Here is a 22,598-nt window from a genome sequence, read left to right on the forward strand (position 1 = left end):
TTCTCCTCCAATTATGCCCCTTCTTTATGAGATGGTTCAAACAGTCAACTGTTGAACACACCCCTTTGTCTACTCGGTCGGGGTAACCATTGGCCCGCGCGGCGGTCTAGGTCCGAAAAACTGATAGTAATCTACCTTGATATTTCCGTTGTAGAGCTTGCGTTTTTTACTTGCTGTACGGCCAAAATGCTCCTCAAACTGTTCGTCGGACGTAATAACGTAGAAAGACCACGTATCCATGGCAGCAAAGGTTTCCCCCATTTCACCATACATCTTGGCAACCTGCTTCCATTCTCCCAAGCGCTCCCCATAAGGTGGGTTGCAAATCAAGTAACCGTACTTGCGCTTAGTTCGCACATCCCGCACATCCATGCGCTGAAAGTGAATCAGGTCATCTACACCAGCCTCGGTTGCATTGTGGCGGGCAATTTTCAAGATCTCGTCATCCATATCTGTCCCGATAATCTCCAGCTTTTGATCATACCGCGCCAAATCATGTGTTTCTGCGCGAGCTTCACGCCAAGCTGTTTTCGGAATAATAGGCCACGACTCCGAGACGAATTCGCGGTTCATCCCCGGAGCAATGTTTTGCCCGATCAGCGCCGCCTCAATCGGAAGTGTTCCCGATCCACAGAATGGGTCCATGAATACGCGATCCGGCTTCCAGCGAGACAGCATAATCATTGCTGCCGCCATGGTTTCCTTCAATGGCGCTTGGCCGATCAATTCCCGGTAGCCGCGCTTGTGCAGGCCCGGTCCTGACGTATCAATCGTCAGCGTCGCCACATCCTTGAGAAGTGCCACCTCGATCTTGTACAGCGGACCTTGCTCATCGAACCATTCGCGCTTGTAGGTCTTTTTCAGACTTTCTACCACTGCCTTTTTCACGATAGCTTGGCAATCCGGCACACTGAACAAGGTCGATTTGACCGATTTCCCTTCCACAGGAAACGTCCCGTCCTCGGTGATCCAATCAGCCCACGGCAATGCTTTTGTCTTTTCAAACAGTTCGTCAAACGTAGTCGCTGTGAACTCCCCTATCTTAAGACGCACGCGGTCGGCAGTTCGTAACCACAAATTTGTGCGGGGAATCGCAGAAATATCTGCGGTGAACGTTACCCTGCCGTTTTCCACCTGTACCGGACCGTATCCGAGCGCCTTCACTTCTTCTGCTACTACTGATTCCAAACCAAAAGTCGCCGTAGCGATCAATTCTACTTTTTGCATATGTAATCTCCTGTCCGTCCATTAATCCTTCGGGCTATGCCCTGATCCTACTACCTATATTATATTACCCCATTTGATAATAGGGTTGGTAAACTTGTCTAAATTAAAACGACCCCCTCACCGAATAACAGTGAAGGGTACGGCATGCGAATCATCCATATGGGAAATCCTATCAAAAACTTTGCGTACGGGAGGGAGTCAGCATGCCGGAATTGCCTGAGATGGAGACCTATCGTCGATTGCTACAGGAGAAAATCGGTGGAGGAACGATCACAGCCACACACGTTCAGCGGGAAAAAACGATCAATCTGCCACCTGCGGAATTTGCTCGTCTTTTGCAAGGCAATCGCCTGACACTTGTCGATCGACGTGGCAAGCATCTTCTTTTCCATCTGGAAAGTGGGCATGTCTTGCTGCTTCATTTGATGCTCGGCGGCTTTTTATACGTGGGCTCTGCAGAAGACAAACTGAAGCGAACGGCCCAAGTGACTCTTGCCTTTGGGGAACGCATCTTATATTTTCACGGCCTCCGCTTAGGCTACCTGCACTTGCTCACCAACGTTCAGATCGACGAAAGGCTTTCTCCTCTTGGGCCAGAACCTTTGGACCCCCTGTTTACCTTCACCCGTTTTACAGAACTCCTCGCTGACAAGCGCAGTGTCCTCAAAACAGCATTAGTCAATCAGCATTGGCTGGCTGGCATCGGTAACTGCTATGCGGACGAAATCTGCTTTCATGCCGCCATTCTGCCTACCCGGACAATCCCGACGCTTTCTTACGAGGAACAAAAATGTCTGTACCAATCCATGCAAACCGTACTCAAAGAAGCGATTCGATTCGGCGGTTACATGCAGCCGCTCTTTTCCGGCGATTCCCTGACAGGTGGCTTCGATGAGCGTTGCCAGGTGTACGATCGCGGCGGAGAGCCTTGCCCGCGCTGTGGACAGCCTATCGAAAAAAGCGAGCTCTCCTCCCGCAAAGTATTCGCCTGCACGAACTGCCAGCACTGATTGAGACGTTTCCACGCTCTAGACGACAGGGGTCTGTGCAGTTTCCATCTGCTTGACCATATACACCTGCTCCGTCTCGGAAGGACCGAATCCCGCCGCTTGCAGTATTTCGACGAGCATAGTATCAGCCACGCGCAAATTAAACGTAGACCGGCGACAATCATGCGCAATCGGGCCATACACATGAGCGAGGGCGGTTTTCAAAATGTCTTGTGCATCAGGATGCTCTGGTTGCGCTACACATTGACGCAGCACGATCCCACTCACTTTGCCTTCTTCGTTTATCGAACTCTTGTACATCGCATAGCCGACTGCCTGACCCTCTTTGTCTTCTACGAGCACAGCTTGCGCATCTCGCAAGTTCAGCCAATAATTTTGCCAAGGGACATCAGTCACGTAAAACGGGAGCATAGCGGCTTCCGGGGCCAAAATGCGTCGAACCCGATAATCAGCCTGTAAATTTGTCCGAAAAGCGTTCTCTGCCAAAGGTCCACTCTGCTGCAAAAACAACAGACGATCCACGACGTCATAGCCTTTTTGCTCATATAAGGCAATCGCTTTTGTATTTTGGCTCAATGCTTCCAAGGTAGCTACATCCACCCCAGCTGCCCGGTATAAATCCAATGTCGCCTCAATCAGTTGCTTCCCTACTCCTTGTCGACGATATTCCGTGGCGACACCTGTTCCACCATTCCACGCGACTTTTTTCCCGGCAATGGTCCTCATACCGCTGGCCACTACGCCAATCGGCTCCGTGTCGTCAAAAGCAACCACAGACAAGGACAGCACGTATCCCTCGCCCCCCAGTCGCTGAACAAGCATTTCTTCTGTCATCGTAAACTCGATAAAATAACCTTCAAATCCTCTGTTCCACGCTTTGGTTACTTCTGCAAGGGTACAGTCACTCATCCGTTTGATGGTAATCATGGTATCACCTTCCTGATTTTTGATAAAATTATTTTAATCGATAAAATCTAAAAATTCAATTATTTTCGAGCGCTTTCTCTAGCTTTGTCACCTACTCACCTGACATGGTAATATGAAAAAAATCACTTACTCGGGAGGTTCCTATGCGCAAACAGCTTACGGTCGGCTCGCTCATTCCTGGACGATCTGACGTACAGATGTCGAGTCCAGCTCCCGTTCCCCTGTACACGCCGTTGAAAAAAACAGAAATGAGCCCGGCACGCCCCAAATCAGAGCAGAAGCTCGTACAGGTGAAGCAGCGCTCAAAAACGATGCCAGTCGAGTACACTCCCTCTCAGACACTATTACAAGCTGCACTCACGCAAGATCAACCCATCGCTTACAAATGTCAACAAGGGCATTGCGGCAAGTGCAGTGTACAAATCGTAGCTGGTGCATCATTACTCGACACCCCAACCGGACAGGAAAAAGCAAAGCTGGGAGAAAAACTCGCTACAGGCTATCGCCTCGCTTGTCAGAGCACATTCCGCTCTTCGATTACTTCATAGAGGTTGTTCCAATGAACACTCACTCATAGAAAAAGGTGGCCGTAGCATGAATCCTACACGCATCCTACTATTCGCTGGGGGCAATCTGGGCAACTGGGCGATACAAGAAATACGCGAAAATGATTGGCTCGTCGGTGTTGACAGAGGTGCCTTGTTCCTCATTCGCAACGGTCTTGTGCCGAGATTGTCGATCGGTGACTTTGATTCTGTCAGCAACACGGAAATGGCAGAAATTGAACGCCACAGTATGCACGTCTCCTCCTGCGATCCCGTTATGAAAGATTTAACCGATACAGAGATGGCCCTTACTTGGGCAATCGAGCAACAGCCGGAGGAAATCGTGCTGCTCGGTGTGCTCGGTTCTCGTTTTGACCATATGCTGGCAAACGTACACTTGCTGAACAAAACGTTGCAGACTGGCATCAGCTGCCGTATCCTCGACGATACGAATGAAATCCGTCTGATTGACCGCCATAGCACGATAGAGCAGGATCATTTTGATCACATCTCCCTGCTTCCTTTTACACCGGAAGTCACAGGGATTACCTTAACCGGATTCCTCTATCCGTTGAAAGACGCCACCCTGCGCATTGGCGACACGCTTGGCATCAGCAATCTACTAACGGCACAGACTGGAACGATCACGATTCAAACAGGCAAACTGCTCGTTGTAAAAAGCAAAGACTAATTGCTAGAAAAAGAAAGGATCTCCCGAATGATGCAAACAATGGAGATCCTTTTCCTTTACATTCATAAATACATTCACAAATCCAGGTTACTCTTCCTCTACCTGCATCGGCAACTGCCAATCAATCTCTTCGATCCCACGCGAACACAAAAACTCATTTGTCCGCGAAAAAGGACGACTGCCAAAAAAGCCGCGATTCGCCGAAAACGGGCTCGGATGCGGGGAGGCGATGACGAAATGCTTGTTTCGATCAATGAATGCCGCCTTCTCCTGCGCATGCTTTCCCCACAGGACGAAAACCAGCGGTGTCTCCCGGTCGTTCAACAAATGAATAATTCGATCCGTAAACGTCTCCCACCCAATGTCCTTGTGCGAATTCGGAGTGCCACGACGAACCGTCAGAACGGTGTTCAGCATCATGACGCCTTGCTTGGCCCAATGGTTCAGGTAACCATGCTGGGGAATTTCAAAACCGACATCGCTTTTCAGCTCTTTGTAGATGTTGACCAGAGAAGGCGGCGGCTTGATTCCTGGCTTGACCGAAAAGCTCAATCCATGTGCTTGTCCCGGTCCGTGATACGGGTCCTGTCCCAAAATCACGACCTTTGCTTTCTCATATTCAGTCAGGTGCAGCGCTGTGAATATATGATACATATCTGGATAGATTGTCTGCGCCTGATACTCTTCTTTCAACGTCTGACGAAGCTTTACATAATAGGGCTTCTCGAATTCATCAGCCAATACGGGGGCCCAGTCATTTTGCAATATGGTAGTCATGTTCCTCACCTTGTCCGCTGTTTTTTTTCTACCTTACCACAAACCTTTCAATCACTGAACCACTGATTCGAGAACTAGGACTATTCTGATTTAGTCCTATCTTTCCCATGATTCCTAGTCCTTGTTTCCTAGTACCCTCGTTTGATAGCTTTTCTCCTATGATCTTTGACATAATGATTGCTGGGAAGATTTAGAGAAAAGAGAAAGGGAGAGGGTTTCACATCATGAAATGGGACATCAAGTCATTTTTGGGGGGCATTGTTGTAGGTTCGGTGCTCTTCTCCGGAATTGCAATTGCAGCACCCGCTTTTCCAGATGCGAAAGAAGGCATGAAAACACCGTTCACCTACTACTTTGACGGGTTGCCGAAATCACCAAACAGCGACGTACAAGGCATTATGTACAAAAACTCCGTCTATGTGCCAATCCGCTTCGTAGCAGAGAACCTGAACAAACCGGTCATTTACGATGCGAGAACCAAATCGATTTTCATCGGTAAAATTCCAACAGCAAAAATGTACTCCAAAATGGAAGCGATTGAGCTGGTGAAAAAGAAATTCGCTGGCAAACTCTCGCCGACACATGTAGTCGAGTACGCTCATGACGACGAAAAAGGGCACTATGTCATTCAAGTGTACCAAACGGTCGTGAACAACTTCCAATCTGGCGACAGCTACACCAGTACGTATGGCTGGTTCGTAGTGAACCCGAATAACGGGGAAATTAAGTCGTTGCTATAATTTAATTGCACTTATCTATTTGTACAAAAAAGACAGCGGACTAGGGACCCGCCAGCACCGAAGGAATTATCTTCGGTGCCTTTTTTTGTTTCTTGGAAAATTTTTGATTGATTACCACTTGTCCGTTGTGATACTATCTCCATACCGCTAATTAATAAACATTTTTATTTACTATTTATTTTATATAAGGAGTGAACTTGTTTATGTCCACCTTACCGAACTGGGCGAGTTTATACCTTCAACGTCTACAGCTAGACCATAAATCCCCTAGCCTCTCTTATCTTAGCCAGCTCTGTCGCGCGCATCTGCAGACCTTCCCTTATGAAAATGTAAGCAAGCTGCTCTTCTTCCAAGCTGGGAAACACGTGGTACCGACCCCTGAGGAATATGTACACAATGCGATCCACTATCATTTCGGCGGCACATGCTATACCAACAACCATAGCTTTCTCGCACTGCTTCGCGCCCTTGGATTCTTCGGTCACCTCATCTTGCCAGGCGGTGGGCATGCTGCTATCCTAATCGATGGTCCGAACACAGGGGAGACACCCGTCTACGTAGATACGGGGGCTACCGCTCCTATCTTTGAGCCGATTCATTTTCTGGAAAGCGGGAACCATGCCAGACCCTTTGGCACTATTTCGATGGAATTGACCAAAAGTCCCGATCATCCTGAGCACTATCGCTTTACTCGGTATGAAAACGGAAAAGTGGCAATTCCTCCGTGGGATTTTCATCCGAATGAACGAAAAGAACCGTCTGACTTGTCGGAAGTCATTCGCTCCTCTTTTTTACCAGACGCCTTCTTTTTGAATCGACTTCACATTCATCGTTTTCAGCTGGAGCAAGATCGCTTCGTGCTCCTCAAAAACAACACTCTCCACATCGGTTATTCAGATGGCACAGACCAGATAACACCCCTCCACACGATCTCTGATATAGAAGCTGCCGTAGCCGATGAAATGCAATTGCCACTTCTCCCTGTTCGCAAAGCGGTAGAAATCCTACTCGAACGCGGTATTGATATTTTCACTGCCCCCAAAAAAGAAGAAGTCCCACTTGAAAACGAAGCTCTCGATCGCCCTACCATTTGCTAATATTTGGTTGACAATGATAATATTTCTCACTAATATGAAAAAGTAAGGAAATGGGATATAAGGAGTGTCGCACTTCATGATGATGGAGATAAAAACATTCGTCGTCCAGGAAGGTCATTCTGACAAAATTGTACAAGGCTTTAGCGAGCCTGGTGTTGTTGAGAAGGCTCCTGGTTTTGTAGATTTGAGCGTTCTGGTACAGAAACCGCGCAAAGGTGAAGAAGAAGTGGTCGTCATGATCCGCTGGGAATCAAAAGAAGCGTGGAAGCAGTGGGAGCTGAGTGATGTTCATCTGGCAGGTCACCGCGAAGCACGCGAAGAAAAAACCCCTGAGTGGTACATTAGCGGCAATACCGGTCATTACGAGCTGAAAGCGAAAAAAGAACCGCAGCCTTCGTAAATACAAACAAACCAGCCCAGACCTCGGAAAAACTCCGATCCATCCAGGCTGGTTTTTTATTTTTCCAATCCGTATTTCTCCATCTTCCGGTACAAGGTCGACAAGCTGATTTGCAGCTCATTGGCAATCGCGGCTTTATCCTGTCCATACTTGCCTGCGTTCAAGTAGCGCTGGAGAATGGAGCGTTCATAGTCTGCTACCAGCTTTTCCAATCCCAAATCGCTGCTTACTGTCGTCAGCTCATCCTCCAACAGCAGATACTCAGGAAGTTCCTCGTTGCCAATGACTTGCCCTTCTGCCATGTTGGCCATATACTCGACGGCATTTTCCAGCTGACGAATATTCCCCGGCCATTCGTATGCTTGTAAACGCTGGACGAGCTGAGCTTCGAGCTCCAGTCTACCTTTTTGCAGCAACGTCCCGTACCGATACAGGAAGTGTTGCAAGTAAAGCGCGATATCCTCCGTTCGTTCACGCAACGGCTTTAACCGCAGGGGGATGACGTTGAGTCGATAATACAAATCCTCGCGAAACGTCCCTTCCCTGACCATGCTCTCCAAATCTCTGTGTGTAGCAGCAATGACGCGTACATCGACATCCAGCGTTTTTACGCCGCCTACCCGATCTACTGTTTTCTCCTGAAGGACGCGAAGCAGCTTGGGCTGGAGAGACAACGGAATATCCCCTACCTCATCCAGAAAAATCGTCCCCTTGTGGGCCAATTCAAATTTCCCCGGCTTCCCTTCGCGCCTGGAGCCTGTGAATGCCCCGCCTTCGTACCCGAACAATTCGCTTTCTAACAAGGTCTCGGGAATCGCCGCGCAATTGACCGCGACAAATGGCTGTCTGCTGCGCCCACTCTCGCAGTGAATGGCTTTTGCCAACAGCTCCTTGCCCGTTCCGCTCTCCCCCCGGATCAAAACAGTGGAAATACTGTTCGTCACTTTTTTCGCTTTGGCAATCACATCACGCAAGCCTGTTTCTGCACCAATTAGCTGGGCGAAATACACCGGATGAACCGAGGCCTGCGGCATTTCCTCCTGAATGTTACAGCTCTTCTCCCGCTCCGCATCCAGCTCCAGCAGCTTGTGCTCAATCAAGGAGCTCGTATGCTGCAAAAACGGCATCCACTTTTCCGAATGGTGCAGCATTTTTTCTTTTTGTTCAGGGGAAAAACCGATAATTCCGATGACCCCTACCGTCTTCTCCCGTTTGTGCACCGGAAATCCAATCGTCGCCAGCTCCCGGCATTGCTGCAAGAACTTGCAATTCCCACACTCCGCCTCGTTCTTTTTCATGTCAAAAATCATTCCCGGCTGTCCGGTTTGCAGGATCATTCGAAAAAACGATCCCTCCGGTGCAGGCAATCCAATCAGGTCCTGATAGTAGCCGGTTCCGCTCACACGTATCCCTTGTTCATCCAGGATGGTGACATCGAGTCCCAGTACCTTGGAAATATTGTCGGCGTACGATTGAATGAATTCCTCAATCCGGGAAAACTCTGTCATGCCCCATCCTCCAGTTTCACGTTCCTTTATCCCCTCGACGCTGCCGCCATTGGCAGACTAGCTAGCGCCTGCTCCAAATCCGCGATGATATCCTCCACATCCTCCAAGCCAGTCGATAAGCGAATCAGACCGTCCGTAATGTTGAACTTGATCCGCTCGCTGGCTGGGATTGAGGAATGCGTCATCGAGGCAGGATGCTGTACCAGCGTCTCAGGATCTCCTAAACTAAACGATATCATAGCCAGGTGCAGAGCGTTAATGAAAGATTTGGCTGCCTCGTAGCCGCCCTTTACTTCAAAGGAAACGATCCCGCCCATTCCAGCCATTTGGCGTTTGGCCAGCTCATGCTGTGGGTGCGAAGGCAGACCAGGGTAGTAGACGTGTGAGATTGCCGGGTGCTGCGCCAAAAACTCCGCTACTGCCTGCGCGTTTTGCCCATGCTGTCTGACGCGCAAGCCGAGTGTCTTCAGCCCGCGCAGGATCAAGAAAGCATCCCATGCATTCAAATTTTGCCCCAAGTCTCCCATGACGTTTTTGCGCATGAATTGGATGTGTTCCTGCTTCCCGACGATGAAGCCCGCGATGACATCGCCATGTCCGTTCAAATATTTGGTGGCGCTATGCACGACGACATCCGCCCCCAGCTCAAGCGGTCGCTGCAAATACGGCGTGAGGAAGGTGTTGTCGACGATTACCACAATGCCATGTTCGTGCGCCAAACGTGACAACGCTGCGATATCTAATACAGTCAGACACGGGTTCGAGGGTGTTTCGATGTACAGGACTTTTGTATTCGGCAAAAAAGCTCTCTCGACTGCCAGCAAATCGGTACAATCGACGAAGTCCGTCGTAATGCCATAACGAGGGGCCATCGTTGTTAGAAACTTGTAGCTGCCTCCGTATACATCTCGCGTACACACGACATGATCACCCTGCTTCAAAAAAGCGAGCAAAGCTCCCGAAATGGCTGCCATCCCACTGCTCACGCCCAAGGCAGCTTCACCATTTTCCAACGCGGCGATTTTTTGCTCCAAGGTAGTAATTGTAGGGTTGCCGTATCTTCCGTAGTACGTTCCTTCCCGCTCGCCAGCCACGCAAGCCGCTGCTGAGTCTGCATCTGGAAACGCGTAAGCCACGGCAGGCACTACCGCGGATACGACTGCTCCTGTTTTTTGGCAAGGCTTTTGTGCGATATGAATAATGGAGGTGTCCATCTTCCACTTGTTTGTTGTCATTTCTCGTCTCTCCCTTTGGCTTCAACTGTTACCAAAGGGTATAGCAAGGAGCATGCCAACATGGGAAACCGCATCATTCCAACGTTCTTCCCTTTTTGTACACGCAGACATTCGCAATCATGCAAATAGACTTTTTCAGATACACGAAAAAAAGCCGTTAGTTGCCCCAACGACTTTTCGCATAGTTGCAATTGTGTTTTGCATAACTAGAAATACAATTATACGAGCATGCCGCCCGCGCTTTTCCTGTATTTCAAAATGCCTTCTGCCGCTCGATAGGAGAGAGCACCCATCGTTCCGGTCGGATTGTAGCCGCTATTGTGCGCAAAGGCAGAAGCTCCGACGACAAATACGTTTTCCGCATCCCACATCTGCAAGTAGTTGTTAACTGCTGAGGTTTCTGGAGAGGCTCCCATGATGACGCCACCTGTATTGTGCGTCGATTGGTATGGTGTGATATCGTAGGGGCCGAGCTTGCGGTTGATTTCGAGCTTCTCGTTCGCTCCCATTTCTTTTACAATTTCCGCGCACTTATCTGCACAAAAAGCCGCCAGCTCCCTGTCCTGATCGACGAAATCATACGTAATGCGAATCAACGGATCTCCAAATGCGTCCTTGTACGTCGGGTCAAGATCAAGGAAGTGCTGTCGAAATGGCATGGAAGATCCTTGGGCGCCTACCGATATGAACCGGTTCGTGTATTTGATCGATGCTGCCTTGAACTCCTTGCCCCAGCTAGGGGTTCCCGGCGGTACCTTGTTCGTGCCGATTGGTCGGAAGCCGGTTTGTGTGACAGAGATATTCGCACCATGGATAAACTTCAGATCGGAATGATCGAAGTTGTCGCCGTTGTAGTCATCCAGACACATCCCCAAAGATCCGGCTCCCGCGAAATTGTTAAACTCCCTGTCGTCGAAAAAGCCGACTGCGCCTCCTCTCATGACCTGGTAGGCGTAGTTTTTACCGATTGCGCCTTTTCCTGTAGCTGGATCATACGGTTTCCCCAGTTTGGACATGAGTAGGATTCTCGTGTTGTTGAATACATAGCTGGTCATCACCACAATATCGGCGGGCTGTTCGAATTCCTCCCCTGTCGTGACGTCCGTATACAAGACGCCTGTCGCCTTGTTCCCTGTATGTAAAATTCTGCGGACATGGGAATGCGTACGAATATCAAACTTTCCTGTCTTCTTAGCTACCGGGATCACCGTCACCACTGGATCGGCTTTGGCTCCGTACTCGCAACCGAACCTTTCACAGAAGCCGCAATATTGACAAGCTGCCCGTGCCACCCCGTCTGGATTGGTATACGCTTCCGAGAGGTTTGCTGATGGCAGGATGCAGGTTTTTCTTTTTCGCCGTATCCGCAAACAATTTCATACTCGGTGTAGTACGCATCGGTGGTACCGGATAAGGACTGGAGCGTTTTCCCCCCAATGGATTCTCTTCGCCCGCGATTCCTGCCATCTTTTCAAACTTATCGAAGTACGGCTCCAGTTGATCGTAAGTAATACCCCAATCCTGGATCGTCATTCCCTCCGGAATTTTCTTTGCGCCATACCGTTCAATCGTCTTGGAGTGGATTTCGAAATCATACGGCAGAAAGCGGAAGGTCTGTCCGTTCCAGTGGATGCCAGCTCCCCCAAGCCCAGTACCCAGCAAAAAGGAACCGTATGACCGCATAGGAAGCGCACGAACGTCCATTTTACTACGGAACGTGATCGTTTCCTTGGACAAATCTTGCATCATCTCGTAACGGAGAGCGTAACGCAATTCGTCGTGTACCATGAAGTAATCTTCGGTTTTGCGCTCCTTGCCTCGCTCTAGTCCCACTACCGTCAGACCTTGCTTGGTAAGCTCGGAAGCAATAACACCTCCACCCCAGCCCACCCCCACGATCACGACGTCAACCTTGGGCAACTTTTTGGCCATGTGTACAGTCCTCCCTCAATGTTGTTGATGATCCCGCAGACTTAAGGGAGCCATCTTCACAAACTCAGGCTTATCGATCAGCTGTGTATACGCCATCTGATTCCCTGGGAAATTCTTCATTTTCCAGCCGTCCATATTTTTATTGCCTCCGTACAGAGGGTCTGCGTAAACACCTTCGATCGTACTGGCCCGCAGCATATTGAAAAAAGTGCTCGCCGAAATGGTTGTCAATTTTACTTCATCGGTTTCAAAGTCCTTTAAAACAGCGTCCTGCTGTTCCGCCGGAAGTTCATAAAACCGTTTTCCATGGGTACTGTTGCTGTAGTTGTTCATCTCTTGAAGGCCGATATCGAATATTTCCCTTCGTTTCAACCGGCCTTGATAGCCCTGTGTAATCTCACCCGGAAAAAAGGGCGCTTGCATGTATTCACGAGAGTTAAAACCCCAATCACCTGCTAGCTGGTGGTCAATGAAATAAGCTGCACCGAGTGCCTTGGCGCCAGGGCCCAGCTCATCCTCAGGAAAAATGCGCTCACAGGCGGCATCCGCCACCTTAAATTGCTCAGGAGTAAAAAACATGAGCGCCTGGTTGTAATCGGCAGCAGGGGGCGGTGCTGCTGGCTGCGGCGGAGGTTCCGGTTTGCGGAGCAAGCTCCCTGCTACGCCACCCACTACCAAGCTGCCGAGCACCAAGCCGGAGTTTTTCAAGAAGTTCCTTCGGGATACTGGCTGCTCTTTCACGTTGTTTGAATCTGCCAAATCTACCACCTCCAGTGATTTCCTTTCTTTGGTTTGTGCATTTTTTCTCCAAGATAATCGTGGGCAACGGAATTTTTTCCAACATGCTCCACTCATAACTTGATGAAGCAAACAAAGGATAAGTTTATCTTAGTAGGAAGACTTGGAGGGATCGTGATGAAGTATTTCCATACATGGGTAGGAACTGCGGGATTAGGGGCTGTACTTTTGATGACAGCTTGTACGAATCAGGCGGCTCCACCTACGAAGCCGCATCCACCTGCACACACACAATCCACCGTACAGACTCCCAATGGCGCAACCGTTATTCCAAGCGTGGATCGTAATAAGAAATTCACGACAAACTCGCATGGCCATACGTATAGCGGAATGGGCAATGCTCTCTACAGCTCCATGGGCAGCTCACACCTGCACGCGGGTGGTCCTTCTACAAAGCTGGAAGCCCAACTGAAGGCAGCGGGCGTTCACGGTGTTCAGGCGTTGATCGTAAATGATGCCATCTACTTGGCCCCTTCTACTGCCAATACGCAATCGATCAATCAAATGGACCCGATGCAATCCCATCTCATCAGCAATTACTCCGGTAGCTCCAGTCGAGGGCATGATGCTGCCCGTACAAAATCAGGGAGCGGAACCGCGGGAACATTGGGTACGAGCGATCATCAAAACACATTCGCACAAGCACGCTCTCAAATCGAGCGTATCTACGGAACAGATACACCCGTGAAAGTCGTGAGCTCGAAAAAAGGCATCAAAGCGTTAGAAACGGTGAAAAAGGAAATGAGTGATCAAAAGAATAAGCAAGTCATGGCTGAACAGCTGAACGTGCTTATGCGCGAAGCGAAGCGGTAAACAAAGAAAAAGGGACAAGCATTTTCGCTTGTCCCTTCCTTATTTCGATAAGAAATCATGGATTTCGTTCACTGTCTCTTGCGGATGCGTCACCATCAGTAAATGTTGTGCTTCCGGTATCATTTTCACCTTGGCCTGCTTCACAATTTCCTGATAATTGGCGATTGCCTGGCGATGAAACTGCTGCTCTTCTTTTGACAATAAGCTGCCGTCAGCCAGCAGTAAAAGCACGGGACATGTCAGCTGTTGGAACAAATCCGGTTGGCTATGGACGCTGTACTCTTGGAAATAAGCGGAGAACGCTTCCCTCGGCAAACGGTATCCGTAGCTGCCGTCTTCCCTTTTCAAAAGCTCCTCTCGCATCCAACCCTCTGGCATCACTCCCGTACCATACCGCTCTGCGAACTGCCTTTCTGCTTCCTCCACGGAAGAAAACCGCGTGGCAGCCAGCCGCTCGACAACCTTCTCCCTATTGAATCCGGGCACTTCTCCCAAGGAATAATAGCCTCCATCAAGCAAAACGAGCGACGCTACTCGCCTGGGTTCGCGAATCGCAAGCATTTGAGCAGGCACAGCAGAAAAAGACGCTGCGACAATCGTCACTTGTTCGAGTTGTTCTTTCTCCAAGAGTTGAATCAAGTCCGTTACGATCTTCTCAAACGAATAGGAGTTTCCCTGGCTCTCAGAATTCCCGTGACCACGGATATCTACCGCAATCACCCGATATCGCTCTGCCAGTGCTGGCAAGATGGGCGCAAACAGTAGCTTGGTGTTGCGAATGCCGTGCAAAAGCAGCAGTGTGGGGGCATGTGGCTTTCCTGTTATGCCGTACTCCAGCGTGCCCCCTTCTACCTGTAAACGATTGACATGCGAAAACAACGCCTCGTCCATTTTGCTTGCCTCCTTACTAAATACGCCCCGGAATCAGCACGCCAATATGATCAGGATGCAGCCTGGCGATGTAAAACAGTGCTGCGACAATACATACACCAGCCACGAGTGTGATTACTTCTGTTTTTTCCCATCGCTTGCTGCGGTAAAACCGGTGCTGACTATTTCGCATGCGAAAGCCTTTGGCATCCAATGCATTGGCGATCAATTGCACACGTTTTAGAGAGTTGAATATGAGTGGTACGAGCAAATAGCTGTACTTCCTGATGCGTTCTGGAATATTCCCTTCGCTCGTCGACATCCCTCGTACCATCTGCGCCTCCCGAATGATCGCCAAATCATTTTTGACGAGTGGGATAAAGCGAAAAATGAGCGAGAGCAAATAGCTAATCGAAAACGGAACGCCAATCCCGCGAAGTCCCATTGCTATTTCTCTGGGCGAAGTCGAAAGCACATAATACATCGACAATAATGCTACATTTGCCAGTCGTAGTCCCATTCCCAATGCCCATAAGACACCGACATCGGTATTTTGCACGGGATAGTGGATCAAAGGAATTGTGCTGCTCCAGTACGGATTGCCTACATTGGTAAACGGTAGCCACGTAATCACAGCAAAGCACGAACCGACTCCACCAACCAATACATACGCCTTAATCATGGAGCGCTCCCAGCCCAGCTTGGCAATCAACGCGATGTTTATCGCCAACAGAATGATAAGCGCGCGCGGGTCCTGGAATAAAAAAGGGAGCAAGCCCAGCAGCACAAATACAAGCAGCGCGTAGCTCGGGTGGGCATTTTTCATCTTACTTCCCCTCTCCCAGCAGCTGTTTTTTCATCGCTGTCAGCGTGAGTGGAATCGGGTCATCGACCTGCACAGCCTTCCCGAAACGATAAATGGCAGGCGCTTCTACTTGGGCAGCTGCTAATACTTGCGGCTGCGAAAATACGTGCTGTGGGTCCCCGTCGCATAGCAGCTTTCCTTTATGCATAACGATCACTCGCTGGGCGTACTCAGCTACCAGCCGCATATCATGCGTGATGACGATGATCGTATGACCTTCCGCGTGCAAATGCCGCACCAACTCCATCATTTCTTGCATGCCTCGGTAATCGAGACCGGTCGTAGGTTCGTCCAACACGATCACTTGCGGCTTCATCGCCAGGATCGAAGCGACCGCAATCTTTTGCCGTGTGCCTTTGCTCGAAAAATGGGGCTCTTCGTCACCCTTGTCGGATAACCCCACTGCTGCCAACGCCTCCGCGACAGCTTGCTCTATTTTTTCAGGCGGCCAGCCCATGTTTTTGGGCCCGAATGCTACCTCCGCCTTTATGGTCGAATGAAAGATTTGATGATCAGGATTTTGATAGCAATACGCCACGATTCTCGATAGTTGGGCAACGTTCATCGTCTTGGTATCGAGACCATTCACTTTGACGGTACCTTGTGTCGGCTTGTATAGACCGTTACAATGCTTGGCCAATGTCGTTTTACCGGAACCGTTTCCCCCGATGATGGCGACGAATTCTCCCTGTTTCATTTGGAGCGAAACGCCATGCAGCACGGGCTTTTCCTTTTCATAGCTATACCAGACATCATTAAATTCAATGACGACACTCACAGGCTACCCTCCCGAACGAGCCGTGCTGCTTTGAAGTGGAGTGCCAGCTCCTCAACAGTCAGAGGCACACCAGCAGAGAACGCCGACATGACGCCTTCCTGGCATAGCATGTGATAAAGTCGGATGACATCTGGAACCAATATGCCCTGCTCGTCCAACACGTCTACTTGGGCAAAAAATTGGCGAGTTGGCAGGTCCAAAATGATTTTCCCCTCTGCAATCAGAATCATTCGGTCGCAAAAGGCGGCGAGCTCTTCTGTCGCATGGGACGATACGACAATCGTCATGTCTTTTTCCTGCTTGAGTCGTGAAAGCAGTGAGAAGACCTCCCGCGCTCCCACCGGGTCCAGCTCAGAAGTAGGCTCATCCAAAATGAGCAACTGTGGACTGTGGGTGAGAGCAGATGCAATCGCGACTCGCTGTTTTTCTCCTCCCGACAGCTCAAGAGGTGAACGATCAGTAAAACCATTCAATCCGATCAGGTCCAGCACCTCTACCATGCGTTGTTCTATGCGTTCATCCGACCACCCGGCATTCTCAAGCGAGAAGGCTAGCTCCTCCTCGACTGTCAGCCCGATGAACTGGGTTTCCGGGTCCTGAAAGACGATGCCCTGCTCGCTTTTGGACTCGACGCTCCCCACGAAATGTCCACCGTAGTTAGATGGAATCAGGCCTGACATCGTTAATAGCAGCGTCGTTTTCCCAGCGGCAGCAGGCCCGACAACTCCGACCACTTCTCCTGGATAGAGAGCCAGATGAATGTCCGCTAGCGCTGGCTGTGCTCCTTCTTCATAGTGCCAATAGACTCCGCTTACTCGCAGCAATGGTTCTGTTTTCACCTTGCGATCCTGCTTTCATTCCCGAGGTAGTTGTAATCCTGCAAGGGACGTCCCCGGTACAGTCCAGAGCGCTTCACGAATGGGTACAACAGCTTCAAGAGGATTGGCCCCAGAATCGCCGTTGATATGGCTTGGTTCAAGAACACCGTCGGGATGAATACAGCAACTACCTCTTTCGGAGTCAAGCCCAGTGCAAAATTAACGAGAATCCCGCATGCTACTACTGCTGAGCTGATGAAAACGACAAACACAATGTATTGAAGCACACTGCGTTTTGTTTTCAGGGCAGGGTGACTCACAGCAAGCAGCCCGATAAAGCCACCCATAAAATTTGAAAAGAAACCGACCGCGATCGCATGAGGCGGTGCGCTTCCGGTTAACAAATCACTGACCATATTTCCAAAGGCAAGGCCGATGCATCCCGGAAGGCCGAATAACATGCCAAATACGGGCTGCAGGGCATTGGCTGGACGGATTGGTACGGAAGGAATGAGCTTGATATTGGCAAGCGTAATAATAGCAACAGCGTAGAGCGCGGCGGTGACGACAATCAGGACGTAATCTACTGTTGTCCACTTCCGCCGGAACAGATTCGAAAGCATCAGAATAACCCCTCCTTGTGTCAAGTGTTAATGTTTGGAATATTCCTGTAGCCAGTTTACTCTCTCTTCTCTAGAACGTCTAGCAGGGGATGGGGGAACACTTTGATCTGGCTGTAGTGGTGGGGAGGAAACAGGAGAAAACGCTTAGCTTCTAGGGCCACCCCCTGGGGGATTGACTGCACGACTCCATGCAAAAAGCGAAACCGCGTCCAAAGTGGTCCGTTCAGGATGTGTTTCAGAGGTGGACGCTTAAGGGCGTGTTTCGCTTTTTGCATTCCGTCTCGGTCGGTGCCCTAAGATCTTCGCTGTTTTCTCCTGCTTCCTCTGCGAAGCTGCTTGCTGTTACCCTGCTTTTTTAAGGATCAAAAATGAATAAAAAAAAGAGAGAATCATTGTTCTCTCCCTCCTGAAGTCACTTTCAAATATTGGTTACCAAAGCCACGTGCGGCGGTGTCTTCCATACACCCTCGTGATATACTAGTAGTCAAACTAATCAAATATTCAAGATAACTAAATAAAGGAGTTATCATGGGACAATATTTAATCAGAGAGAGCACGAAAGATGACGCTGATTTAATTGAGCAAAGAATCGTTGAATACAATGAATCGAATGTTCCGTTTGAACTGACCATTCCTTTTTCAAAAATCAATAAACACGTTCGTGATGAAGATGGCAATATCATTGCGGGAATAAACTGTGTGTACTATTCTTGGAGATGTTTGTATATTGATGCTTTATGGGTCAGAGATGATTTGAGAAAGAACGGATTGGGAACCAAGCTTCTTCTTGAAATTGAAAACACAGCTAGGGAGTATGGAATTCATTTGATTCATTTAGATACTTTTGATTTTCAAGCAAAGGACTTTTATGTAAAACACGGGTACGAGATACATGGTGTACTCGATGATTGCCCTCTTTCCCATCAGAGATTTTACCTACAGAAGAGAATTGATTAGCAGTCTAATCTTCCGCAAAAATGTAGCCCCACATCCAGTAATGGGTGTAGGGCTCTTTGTGTTCCACATGTTACTCCTCAAACTTCATCATTTTCAAATTGCTTTTCTTGATTTTCACCAAATACAACAAATAAATCAGTCCGATAAAGCTCCATAGCAAGCCCAGCATCATGGACGTTGTTTCGAGGTTGACCCACAGAAAGGCGATGAACGTCGTCCCGATAAGTGGAGACAACACGAAGCCCCACCAATCCTTGATATGCTTGTTCTTTTGTTTGCGGAAATAGTAAGCCATCACGCTGATGTTCACAAAGCTAAAGGCGATCAGCGCACCGAAGTTAATAAAGGAAGTTGCCGTTATCAAATCCATATACAAAGCGAACAGCATCAATGCTCCGACCAGCAAGACGTTAAGCAAAGGTGTTTTCAGCTTCGGATGTACATAACCAAACCAGCGTCGAGGCAAAAATCCATCCCGTCCCATTGCGTACAACAAGCGCGTCACGCTCGTGACAGATACGAGCCCGGATGCCAACGTCGAAGACAAAGCTGCCGCCAAAAACACCAATTGAAAAATCGTCCCTCCGATAAACAATGCAATCTCCGCAGAGGCCGCTTCTGGATCAGACAATACCGAAACATCAGGAAATAATGATTGCATGAAATAAGAGGCCGTAATAAATAACGCTCCCCCTGCGATTGCCACGAGCATGATCCCGCGAGGAATTGTCTTTTTCGCATCGACGGTTTCCTCTGTTAACGTGGTTACTGCATCAAAGCCAAGGAAGGAAAAGCAAAGAATCGACGCACCGGAAAGGAGTGCAATTACAGACAGGTCCGGTGACACAAATGGACGAAGATTAAATACTTGCCCAAGCCCATCGCCTTGCATAAGACCACGGATTGCCAATCCCGCAAACAACACGACGACCACGACTTGAAAAAGCACCAGAAACGAGTTGACGGATGCTGTCACCGTTACGCGAAATACGTTTAACCCCGTCACCAAAACAATGAAGCCAATAATCCACCACGCCGTCGACACGTCAGGAAACACAGACGATAGGTATACCCCCGTCAACAAGGCGTTAATCATCGGTAAAAACAAATAATCCAGCAAGGACGCCCACCCTACCAAAAATCCTGCATAGGGATGAATCGTTTGCTGCGTATACGTATACGCGGTTCCTGCTGAGGGGAATAGCCGTACCATCTTTCCGTAGCTTGCCGCCGTAAACAGGATCGCAAGAAGTGTGACTGCATAAGCAGCAGGAACGTGCCCCCCCGTTTCTCCAGAAACAATGCCAAAGGTGTCAAAAACGGCCATCGGGGCCATGTAGCCCAGTCCAATTACGACAATATGCCGCAACTTCAAACTACGTGTTAGTTCTGCTCTCCCGTTCACTGCCTGTCCCCCTTTATGTAACAGAATAATTATACACGCTGATTTATAATCACGAAAGAAAAAAGCACTGCTGCACACGGGTTCTCCATGCACAGCAGCGCTTGATTTATATGAGTATTCCCTATGCTTTTGGCAGTTCAAAGGAGCTCTTCAACGATACAATCCGGTTGAATACGAGCTTATCATCTGTCGTATGCTTCGGATCGACATTGAAATAACCATGACGGAAAAATTGATACTTGTCTTGTGGTTTGGTTTCTTTCATATTTGGCTCCACATATCCTTGCACGACTTCCAACGAATTCGGGTTAATGTTGTCGAGGAAAGTACCCTCCGCATCTTCATCATCCATAATCAATGGCTCGTACAATCGGAATTCAGCAGGAACCGCATTAGTCGCATCCACCCAGTGAATCGTACCTTTTACCTTGCGACCTGTAAAACCGCTGCCGCTCTTGGTCTCAACATCATATGTGCAGTGCAGCTCGATCACGTTGCCGTCCGCATCCTTCACGACGTCATTGCATTTGATGAAATACGCGTGCTTCAGACGCACTTCATTTCCCGGGAACAAGCGGAAATACTTGCTCGGAGGGTTTTCCATGAAGTCGTCCTGCTCGATGTAGATTTCGCGGGAGAACGGAATTAGGCGGTTGCCCATTTCTGGGTTCTCTGGATTGATTTCCGCATCAAGCATCTCGACTTGTCCTTCCGGATAGTTCGTGATGACGACCTTCAACGGATTCAAAACAGCCATCGTACGTGGTGCCTTCAACTTCAGGTCCTCGCGAATGAAATACTCCAGCATTTTCTCGTCAACGGTGCTGTTGGCGCGCGCTACCCCTACTTCACGAGCGAATGTACGAATCGCTTCCGGTGTATAGCCGCGACGACGGAAGCCTGCGATGGTTGGCATGCGCGGGTCATCCCAGCCGTCTACTACATTCTCATCGACGAGCTGTTTCAGCTTGCGTTTACTCATAACGGTATTGGTCAGGTTCAAGCGGGCGAATTCGTACTGGCGTGGTACACTCTCCATTTCGCACTCGCGGACTACCCAGTCGTACAGTGGGCGATGATCTTCGAACTCCAGTGAGCACAAGGAGTGTGTCACGCCCTCAATGGCATCCTCCAACGGATGAGCGAAGTCGTACATCGGATAGATGCACCATTTGTCGCCCGTATTGTGATGGGTTGCATGGGAGATTCGATACAGAACCGGATCACGCATGTTGAAGTTCTGAGAGGCCATATCGATTTTCGCACGCAGCACCTTTTCCCCGTCCTTGAATTCCCCTTGGCGCATCCGTGCAAACAGATCCAGGTTTTCCTCCACAGATCGGTTGCGGAACGGACTATCTGTGCCTGGCTCTGTCCATGTTCCACGCATTTTACGCATGTCTTCTGCAGACAGATCGTCTACGTAAGCCAGACCTTTTTTAATCAACAGCACTGCACGGTTGTACATCTCTTCAAAGTAATCAGATGCAAAAAACAACCCGTCCCATTTAAAGCCAAGCCATTGAACGTCCCGCTTGATTGCTTCTACGTATTCGATGTCTTCCTTCACCGGGTTGGTATCGTCAAAACGCAGGTTGGCCTTTCCGGAAAATTCCTGTGCCAACTCAAAGTTGAGGCAAATCGCTTTCGCATGTCCAATATGAAGATACCCGTTCGGTTCTGGGGGAAAGCGGGTAATGATTTCCTTTACTTTGCCCTCTTGCAAGTCATCAATCATGATATTGCGGATAAAATTGGATGCCGCTACCTTGTTTTCCAATGAAATCAACCTTTCACTTCACCTTTACATTCCATAATACTGATTCTCTACCCAGAGTTCAACAAAATCGGGTCGTTGACCGACCCGCTCACGTCTTCCATTGCTGCCTCGTTTGCCATTGTGGCCTGCAATACAGATGAATGACAGAATCAACCGCTAAGCGCTGCTCCGTGATCCCTCGAATCGTTGCGAGATGCTTTGGGGAAATCAGATGCAGCAAGGGCTGTTCAACATGATTGAAACGTTGGAATGCTTCCACTGCAATTCGATCCCACTGTGGATAATATCGAAGCAAATCATCAGGCATCACCCTAGAGCGATCCGTGTCGGACTCTGGCAAACAATCAAAAGGTTCATCCAGATTCAACGTCCCATAATCATCAGTCAGCTCTTCACCCGGCAAAATATCCCGTGCAGCCAATTCCAGATCATACATGGTAGGCACACAATTCGCGTGAAAGCTGTGGTTCACGTACCTTGCCTTATCCCAACAAAGAATGTACTTTCCGAACTGGTTCTTGAATGAATATTTTTGTACGTCCTGTTTTCGTAATGAGTCAAGTCTTTCCACAAATGCCGGGTCCAATACCTGATCCAGATCGTCTTGTGCCCATACAATGGTTCCTTTGGGAATCAGCTTTGTCGCAAACACACCGTACCCGATCTGAGCGTTCCTATAGCGCAATTCTGTATCGGGATGCATCATGGCTGATGTTTCACTCCTTGGCAATTACAATGCCTTTTTACTATCATAAGCAGTTCAGCCCCAGGAGGTGTGTGAAACTATGACAATCCACACTCC

At 49.1% G+C, this 22,598-nt stretch carries 22 protein-coding genes and 1 pseudogene; 8 read left to right on the forward strand and 15 right to left on the reverse strand.

Annotated features, from left to right (window positions below; translation table 11 throughout):
- Positions 1 to 69: 69 nt before the first annotated feature.
- Positions 70 to 1,227, reverse strand: coding sequence for a THUMP domain-containing class I SAM-dependent RNA methyltransferase (locus ACFYU8_RS16750; RefSeq protein WP_390300913.1), 1,158 nt, complete (start codon positions 1,225 to 1,227; stop codon positions 70 to 72).
- A gap of 203 nt (positions 1,228 to 1,430) precedes the next feature.
- Between ACFYU8_RS16750 and ACFYU8_RS16755 the strand changes: the two genes are divergently transcribed.
- Positions 1,431 to 2,237 (forward strand): Fpg/Nei family DNA glycosylase, encoded by an 807-nt coding sequence (locus ACFYU8_RS16755; RefSeq protein WP_390300915.1) that lies wholly within the window; start codon positions 1,431 to 1,433, stop codon positions 2,235 to 2,237.
- A gap of 18 nt (positions 2,238 to 2,255) precedes the next feature.
- Here the strand turns inward: ACFYU8_RS16755 and ACFYU8_RS16760 are convergent, their stop codons facing one another.
- On the reverse strand, positions 2,256 to 3,164 hold the full coding sequence (locus ACFYU8_RS16760; RefSeq protein WP_390300917.1) for a GNAT family N-acetyltransferase: 909 nt from the start codon (positions 3,162 to 3,164) through the stop codon (positions 2,256 to 2,258).
- A 143-nt stretch (positions 3,165 to 3,307) separates the two neighbouring features.
- Between ACFYU8_RS16760 and ACFYU8_RS16765 the strand changes: the two genes are divergently transcribed.
- Both ACFYU8_RS16765 and ACFYU8_RS16770 read left to right on the forward strand, forming a co-directional pair.
- Positions 3,308 to 3,712, forward strand: coding sequence for a 2Fe-2S iron-sulfur cluster-binding protein (locus tag ACFYU8_RS16765; RefSeq protein WP_390300919.1), 405 nt, complete (start codon positions 3,308 to 3,310; stop codon positions 3,710 to 3,712).
- Between the two features lie 46 nt (positions 3,713 to 3,758).
- A complete protein-coding gene (locus ACFYU8_RS16770; protein WP_390300921.1) occupies positions 3,759 to 4,400 on the forward strand; it encodes a thiamine diphosphokinase in 642 nt (213 codons plus the stop codon).
- A gap of 87 nt (positions 4,401 to 4,487) precedes the next feature.
- Here ACFYU8_RS16770 and ACFYU8_RS16775 read toward each other — a convergent pair whose 3' ends face one another.
- Entirely contained in the window at positions 4,488 to 5,177 is a 690-nt protein-coding gene (locus ACFYU8_RS16775; RefSeq protein ID WP_390300923.1) for a uracil-DNA glycosylase, read from the reverse strand.
- 224 nt (positions 5,178 to 5,401) lie between these two features.
- On the opposite strand from ACFYU8_RS16775, the gene ACFYU8_RS16780 reads away from it, so the two are divergent.
- The 3 genes from ACFYU8_RS16780 to ACFYU8_RS16790 all read left to right on the forward strand — a co-directional run bounded on the left by ACFYU8_RS16780 (position 5,402) and on the right by ACFYU8_RS16790 (position 7,414).
- A complete protein-coding gene (locus ACFYU8_RS16780) occupies positions 5,402 to 5,917 on the forward strand; it encodes a stalk domain-containing protein (RefSeq protein WP_390300925.1) in 516 nt (171 codons plus the stop codon).
- A gap of 203 nt (positions 5,918 to 6,120) precedes the next feature.
- The gene (locus ACFYU8_RS16785; protein WP_390300927.1) at positions 6,121 to 7,014 is read left to right on the forward strand and encodes an arylamine N-acetyltransferase; all 894 of its coding nucleotides are present in this window, start codon (positions 6,121 to 6,123) and stop codon (positions 7,012 to 7,014) included.
- 76 nt (positions 7,015 to 7,090) lie between these two features.
- Positions 7,091 to 7,414, forward strand: coding sequence for an antibiotic biosynthesis monooxygenase family protein (locus ACFYU8_RS16790; RefSeq protein ID WP_390300929.1), 324 nt, complete (start codon positions 7,091 to 7,093; stop codon positions 7,412 to 7,414).
- A gap of 56 nt (positions 7,415 to 7,470) precedes the next feature.
- Here ACFYU8_RS16790 and ACFYU8_RS16795 read toward each other — a convergent pair whose 3' ends face one another.
- From ACFYU8_RS16795 to ACFYU8_RS16810, 4 genes and pseudogenes are all read right to left on the reverse strand, one after another.
- Complete coding sequence (locus ACFYU8_RS16795; RefSeq protein ID WP_390300931.1) at positions 7,471 to 8,922, reverse strand: sigma-54 interaction domain-containing protein; 1,452 nt, start codon at positions 8,920 to 8,922, stop codon at positions 7,471 to 7,473.
- Between the two features lie 26 nt (positions 8,923 to 8,948).
- Positions 8,949 to 10,157, reverse strand: a complete 1,209-nt coding sequence (locus tag ACFYU8_RS16800) for a trans-sulfuration enzyme family protein (RefSeq protein ID WP_390300933.1) — start codon at positions 10,155 to 10,157, stop codon at positions 8,949 to 8,951.
- 218 nt (positions 10,158 to 10,375) lie between these two features.
- A pseudogene (locus tag ACFYU8_RS16805) lies at positions 10,376 to 12,089 on the reverse strand (GMC family oxidoreductase).
- A 15-nt stretch (positions 12,090 to 12,104) separates the two neighbouring features.
- Positions 12,105 to 12,848: a gluconate 2-dehydrogenase subunit 3 family protein gene (locus ACFYU8_RS16810; protein ID WP_483862289.1), complete on the reverse strand. Its 744-nt coding sequence runs from the start codon at positions 12,846 to 12,848 to the stop codon at positions 12,105 to 12,107.
- A gap of 156 nt (positions 12,849 to 13,004) precedes the next feature.
- On the opposite strand from ACFYU8_RS16810, the gene ACFYU8_RS16815 reads away from it, so the two are divergent.
- A complete protein-coding gene (locus tag ACFYU8_RS16815) occupies positions 13,005 to 13,700 on the forward strand; it encodes a hypothetical protein (protein ID WP_390300937.1) in 696 nt (231 codons plus the stop codon).
- A 39-nt stretch (positions 13,701 to 13,739) separates the two neighbouring features.
- On the opposite strand, the gene ACFYU8_RS16820 is transcribed toward ACFYU8_RS16815, so the two are convergent.
- The 5 genes from ACFYU8_RS16820 to ACFYU8_RS16840 are packed head-to-tail and all read right to left on the reverse strand — an operon-like array spanning position 13,740 to position 17,654.
- Complete coding sequence (locus ACFYU8_RS16820) at positions 13,740 to 14,591, reverse strand: alpha/beta fold hydrolase (protein ID WP_390300939.1); 852 nt, start codon at positions 14,589 to 14,591, stop codon at positions 13,740 to 13,742.
- 16 nt (positions 14,592 to 14,607) lie between these two features.
- Positions 14,608 to 15,396, reverse strand: a complete 789-nt coding sequence (locus ACFYU8_RS16825) for an energy-coupling factor transporter transmembrane component T (protein ID WP_390300941.1) — start codon at positions 15,394 to 15,396, stop codon at positions 14,608 to 14,610.
- Between the two features lies 1 nt (position 15,397).
- Positions 15,398 to 16,213, reverse strand: a complete 816-nt coding sequence (locus ACFYU8_RS16830) for an energy-coupling factor ABC transporter ATP-binding protein (RefSeq protein ID WP_390300943.1) — start codon at positions 16,211 to 16,213, stop codon at positions 15,398 to 15,400.
- The gene (locus tag ACFYU8_RS16835; RefSeq protein ID WP_390300945.1) at positions 16,210 to 17,052 is read right to left on the reverse strand and encodes an energy-coupling factor ABC transporter ATP-binding protein; all 843 of its coding nucleotides are present in this window, start codon (positions 17,050 to 17,052) and stop codon (positions 16,210 to 16,212) included. The genes ACFYU8_RS16830 and ACFYU8_RS16835 overlap by 4 nt, the downstream gene beginning before the upstream one ends.
- Entirely contained in the window at positions 17,049 to 17,654 is a 606-nt protein-coding gene (locus tag ACFYU8_RS16840) for a QueT transporter family protein (RefSeq protein WP_390300947.1), read from the reverse strand. Before ACFYU8_RS16840 ends, ACFYU8_RS16835 begins: the two co-directional genes overlap by 4 nt.
- 528 nt (positions 17,655 to 18,182) lie before the next feature.
- Between ACFYU8_RS16840 and ACFYU8_RS16845 the strand changes: the two genes are divergently transcribed.
- On the forward strand, positions 18,183 to 18,611 hold the full coding sequence (locus ACFYU8_RS16845; protein WP_390300949.1) for a GNAT family N-acetyltransferase: 429 nt from the start codon (positions 18,183 to 18,185) through the stop codon (positions 18,609 to 18,611).
- Between the two features lie 70 nt (positions 18,612 to 18,681).
- On the opposite strand, the gene ACFYU8_RS16850 is transcribed toward ACFYU8_RS16845, so the two are convergent.
- The 3 genes from ACFYU8_RS16850 to ACFYU8_RS16860 all read right to left on the reverse strand — a co-directional run bounded on the left by ACFYU8_RS16850 (position 18,682) and on the right by ACFYU8_RS16860 (position 22,502).
- Positions 18,682 to 20,016: an APC family permease gene (locus tag ACFYU8_RS16850; protein ID WP_390300951.1), complete on the reverse strand. Its 1,335-nt coding sequence runs from the start codon at positions 20,014 to 20,016 to the stop codon at positions 18,682 to 18,684.
- Positions 20,017 to 20,137: 121 nt separating this feature from the next.
- Complete coding sequence (locus ACFYU8_RS16855; protein ID WP_390300953.1) at positions 20,138 to 21,805, reverse strand: glutamine--tRNA ligase/YqeY domain fusion protein; 1,668 nt, start codon at positions 21,803 to 21,805, stop codon at positions 20,138 to 20,140.
- Positions 21,806 to 21,884: 79 nt separating this feature from the next.
- Positions 21,885 to 22,502 carry an SET domain-containing protein gene (locus tag ACFYU8_RS16860; protein ID WP_390300955.1) on the reverse strand — a complete coding sequence of 206 codons (618 nt, stop codon included), beginning with the start codon at positions 22,500 to 22,502 and terminating at the stop codon, positions 21,885 to 21,887.
- Positions 22,503 to 22,598 lie beyond the last annotated feature (96 nt).

The organism is Brevibacillus sp. NPDC003359, from assembly GCF_042878995.1.
In the GTDB taxonomy this organism is placed as follows: Bacteria; Bacillota; Bacilli; order Brevibacillales; family Brevibacillaceae; genus Brevibacillus.

Excerpts from the sequence above, each read along its gene's own strand:
- ACFYU8_RS16860 (WP_390300955.1), bottom strand. The coding sequence starts at position 22,502 with ATGATGCATCCCGATACAGAATTGCGCTATAGGAACGCTCAGATCGGG.
- ACFYU8_RS16800 (WP_390300933.1), bottom strand. The coding sequence starts at position 10,157 with ATGACAACAAACAAGTGGAAGATGGACACCTCCATTATTCATATCGCA.
- ACFYU8_RS16815 (WP_390300937.1), top strand. The coding sequence starts at position 13,005 with ATGAAGTATTTCCATACATGGGTAGGAACTGCGGGATTAGGGGCTGTA.
- ACFYU8_RS16825 (WP_390300941.1), bottom strand. The coding sequence starts at position 15,396 with ATGAAAAATGCCCACCCGAGCTACGCGCTGCTTGTATTTGTGCTGCTG.
- ACFYU8_RS16790 (WP_390300929.1), top strand. The coding sequence starts at position 7,091 with ATGATGATGGAGATAAAAACATTCGTCGTCCAGGAAGGTCATTCTGAC.
- ACFYU8_RS16750 (WP_390300913.1), bottom strand. The coding sequence starts at position 1,227 with ATGCAAAAAGTAGAATTGATCGCTACGGCGACTTTTGGTTTGGAATCA.
- ACFYU8_RS16785 (WP_390300927.1), top strand. The coding sequence starts at position 6,121 with ATGTCCACCTTACCGAACTGGGCGAGTTTATACCTTCAACGTCTACAG.
- ACFYU8_RS16755 (WP_390300915.1), top strand. The coding sequence starts at position 1,431 with ATGCCGGAATTGCCTGAGATGGAGACCTATCGTCGATTGCTACAGGAG.
- ACFYU8_RS16795 (WP_390300931.1), bottom strand. The coding sequence starts at position 8,922 with ATGACAGAGTTTTCCCGGATTGAGGAATTCATTCAATCGTACGCCGAC.
- ACFYU8_RS16845 (WP_390300949.1), top strand. The coding sequence starts at position 18,183 with ATGGGACAATATTTAATCAGAGAGAGCACGAAAGATGACGCTGATTTA.
- ACFYU8_RS16780 (WP_390300925.1), top strand. The coding sequence starts at position 5,402 with ATGAAATGGGACATCAAGTCATTTTTGGGGGGCATTGTTGTAGGTTCG.
- ACFYU8_RS16775 (WP_390300923.1), bottom strand. The coding sequence starts at position 5,177 with ATGACTACCATATTGCAAAATGACTGGGCCCCCGTATTGGCTGATGAA.
- ACFYU8_RS16840 (WP_390300947.1), bottom strand. The coding sequence starts at position 17,654 with ATGCTTTCGAATCTGTTCCGGCGGAAGTGGACAACAGTAGATTACGTC.
- ACFYU8_RS16760 (WP_390300917.1), bottom strand. The coding sequence starts at position 3,164 with ATGATTACCATCAAACGGATGAGTGACTGTACCCTTGCAGAAGTAACC.
- ACFYU8_RS16765 (WP_390300919.1), top strand. The coding sequence starts at position 3,308 with ATGCGCAAACAGCTTACGGTCGGCTCGCTCATTCCTGGACGATCTGAC.
- ACFYU8_RS16770 (WP_390300921.1), top strand. The coding sequence starts at position 3,759 with ATGAATCCTACACGCATCCTACTATTCGCTGGGGGCAATCTGGGCAAC.
- ACFYU8_RS16820 (WP_390300939.1), bottom strand. The coding sequence starts at position 14,591 with ATGGACGAGGCGTTGTTTTCGCATGTCAATCGTTTACAGGTAGAAGGG.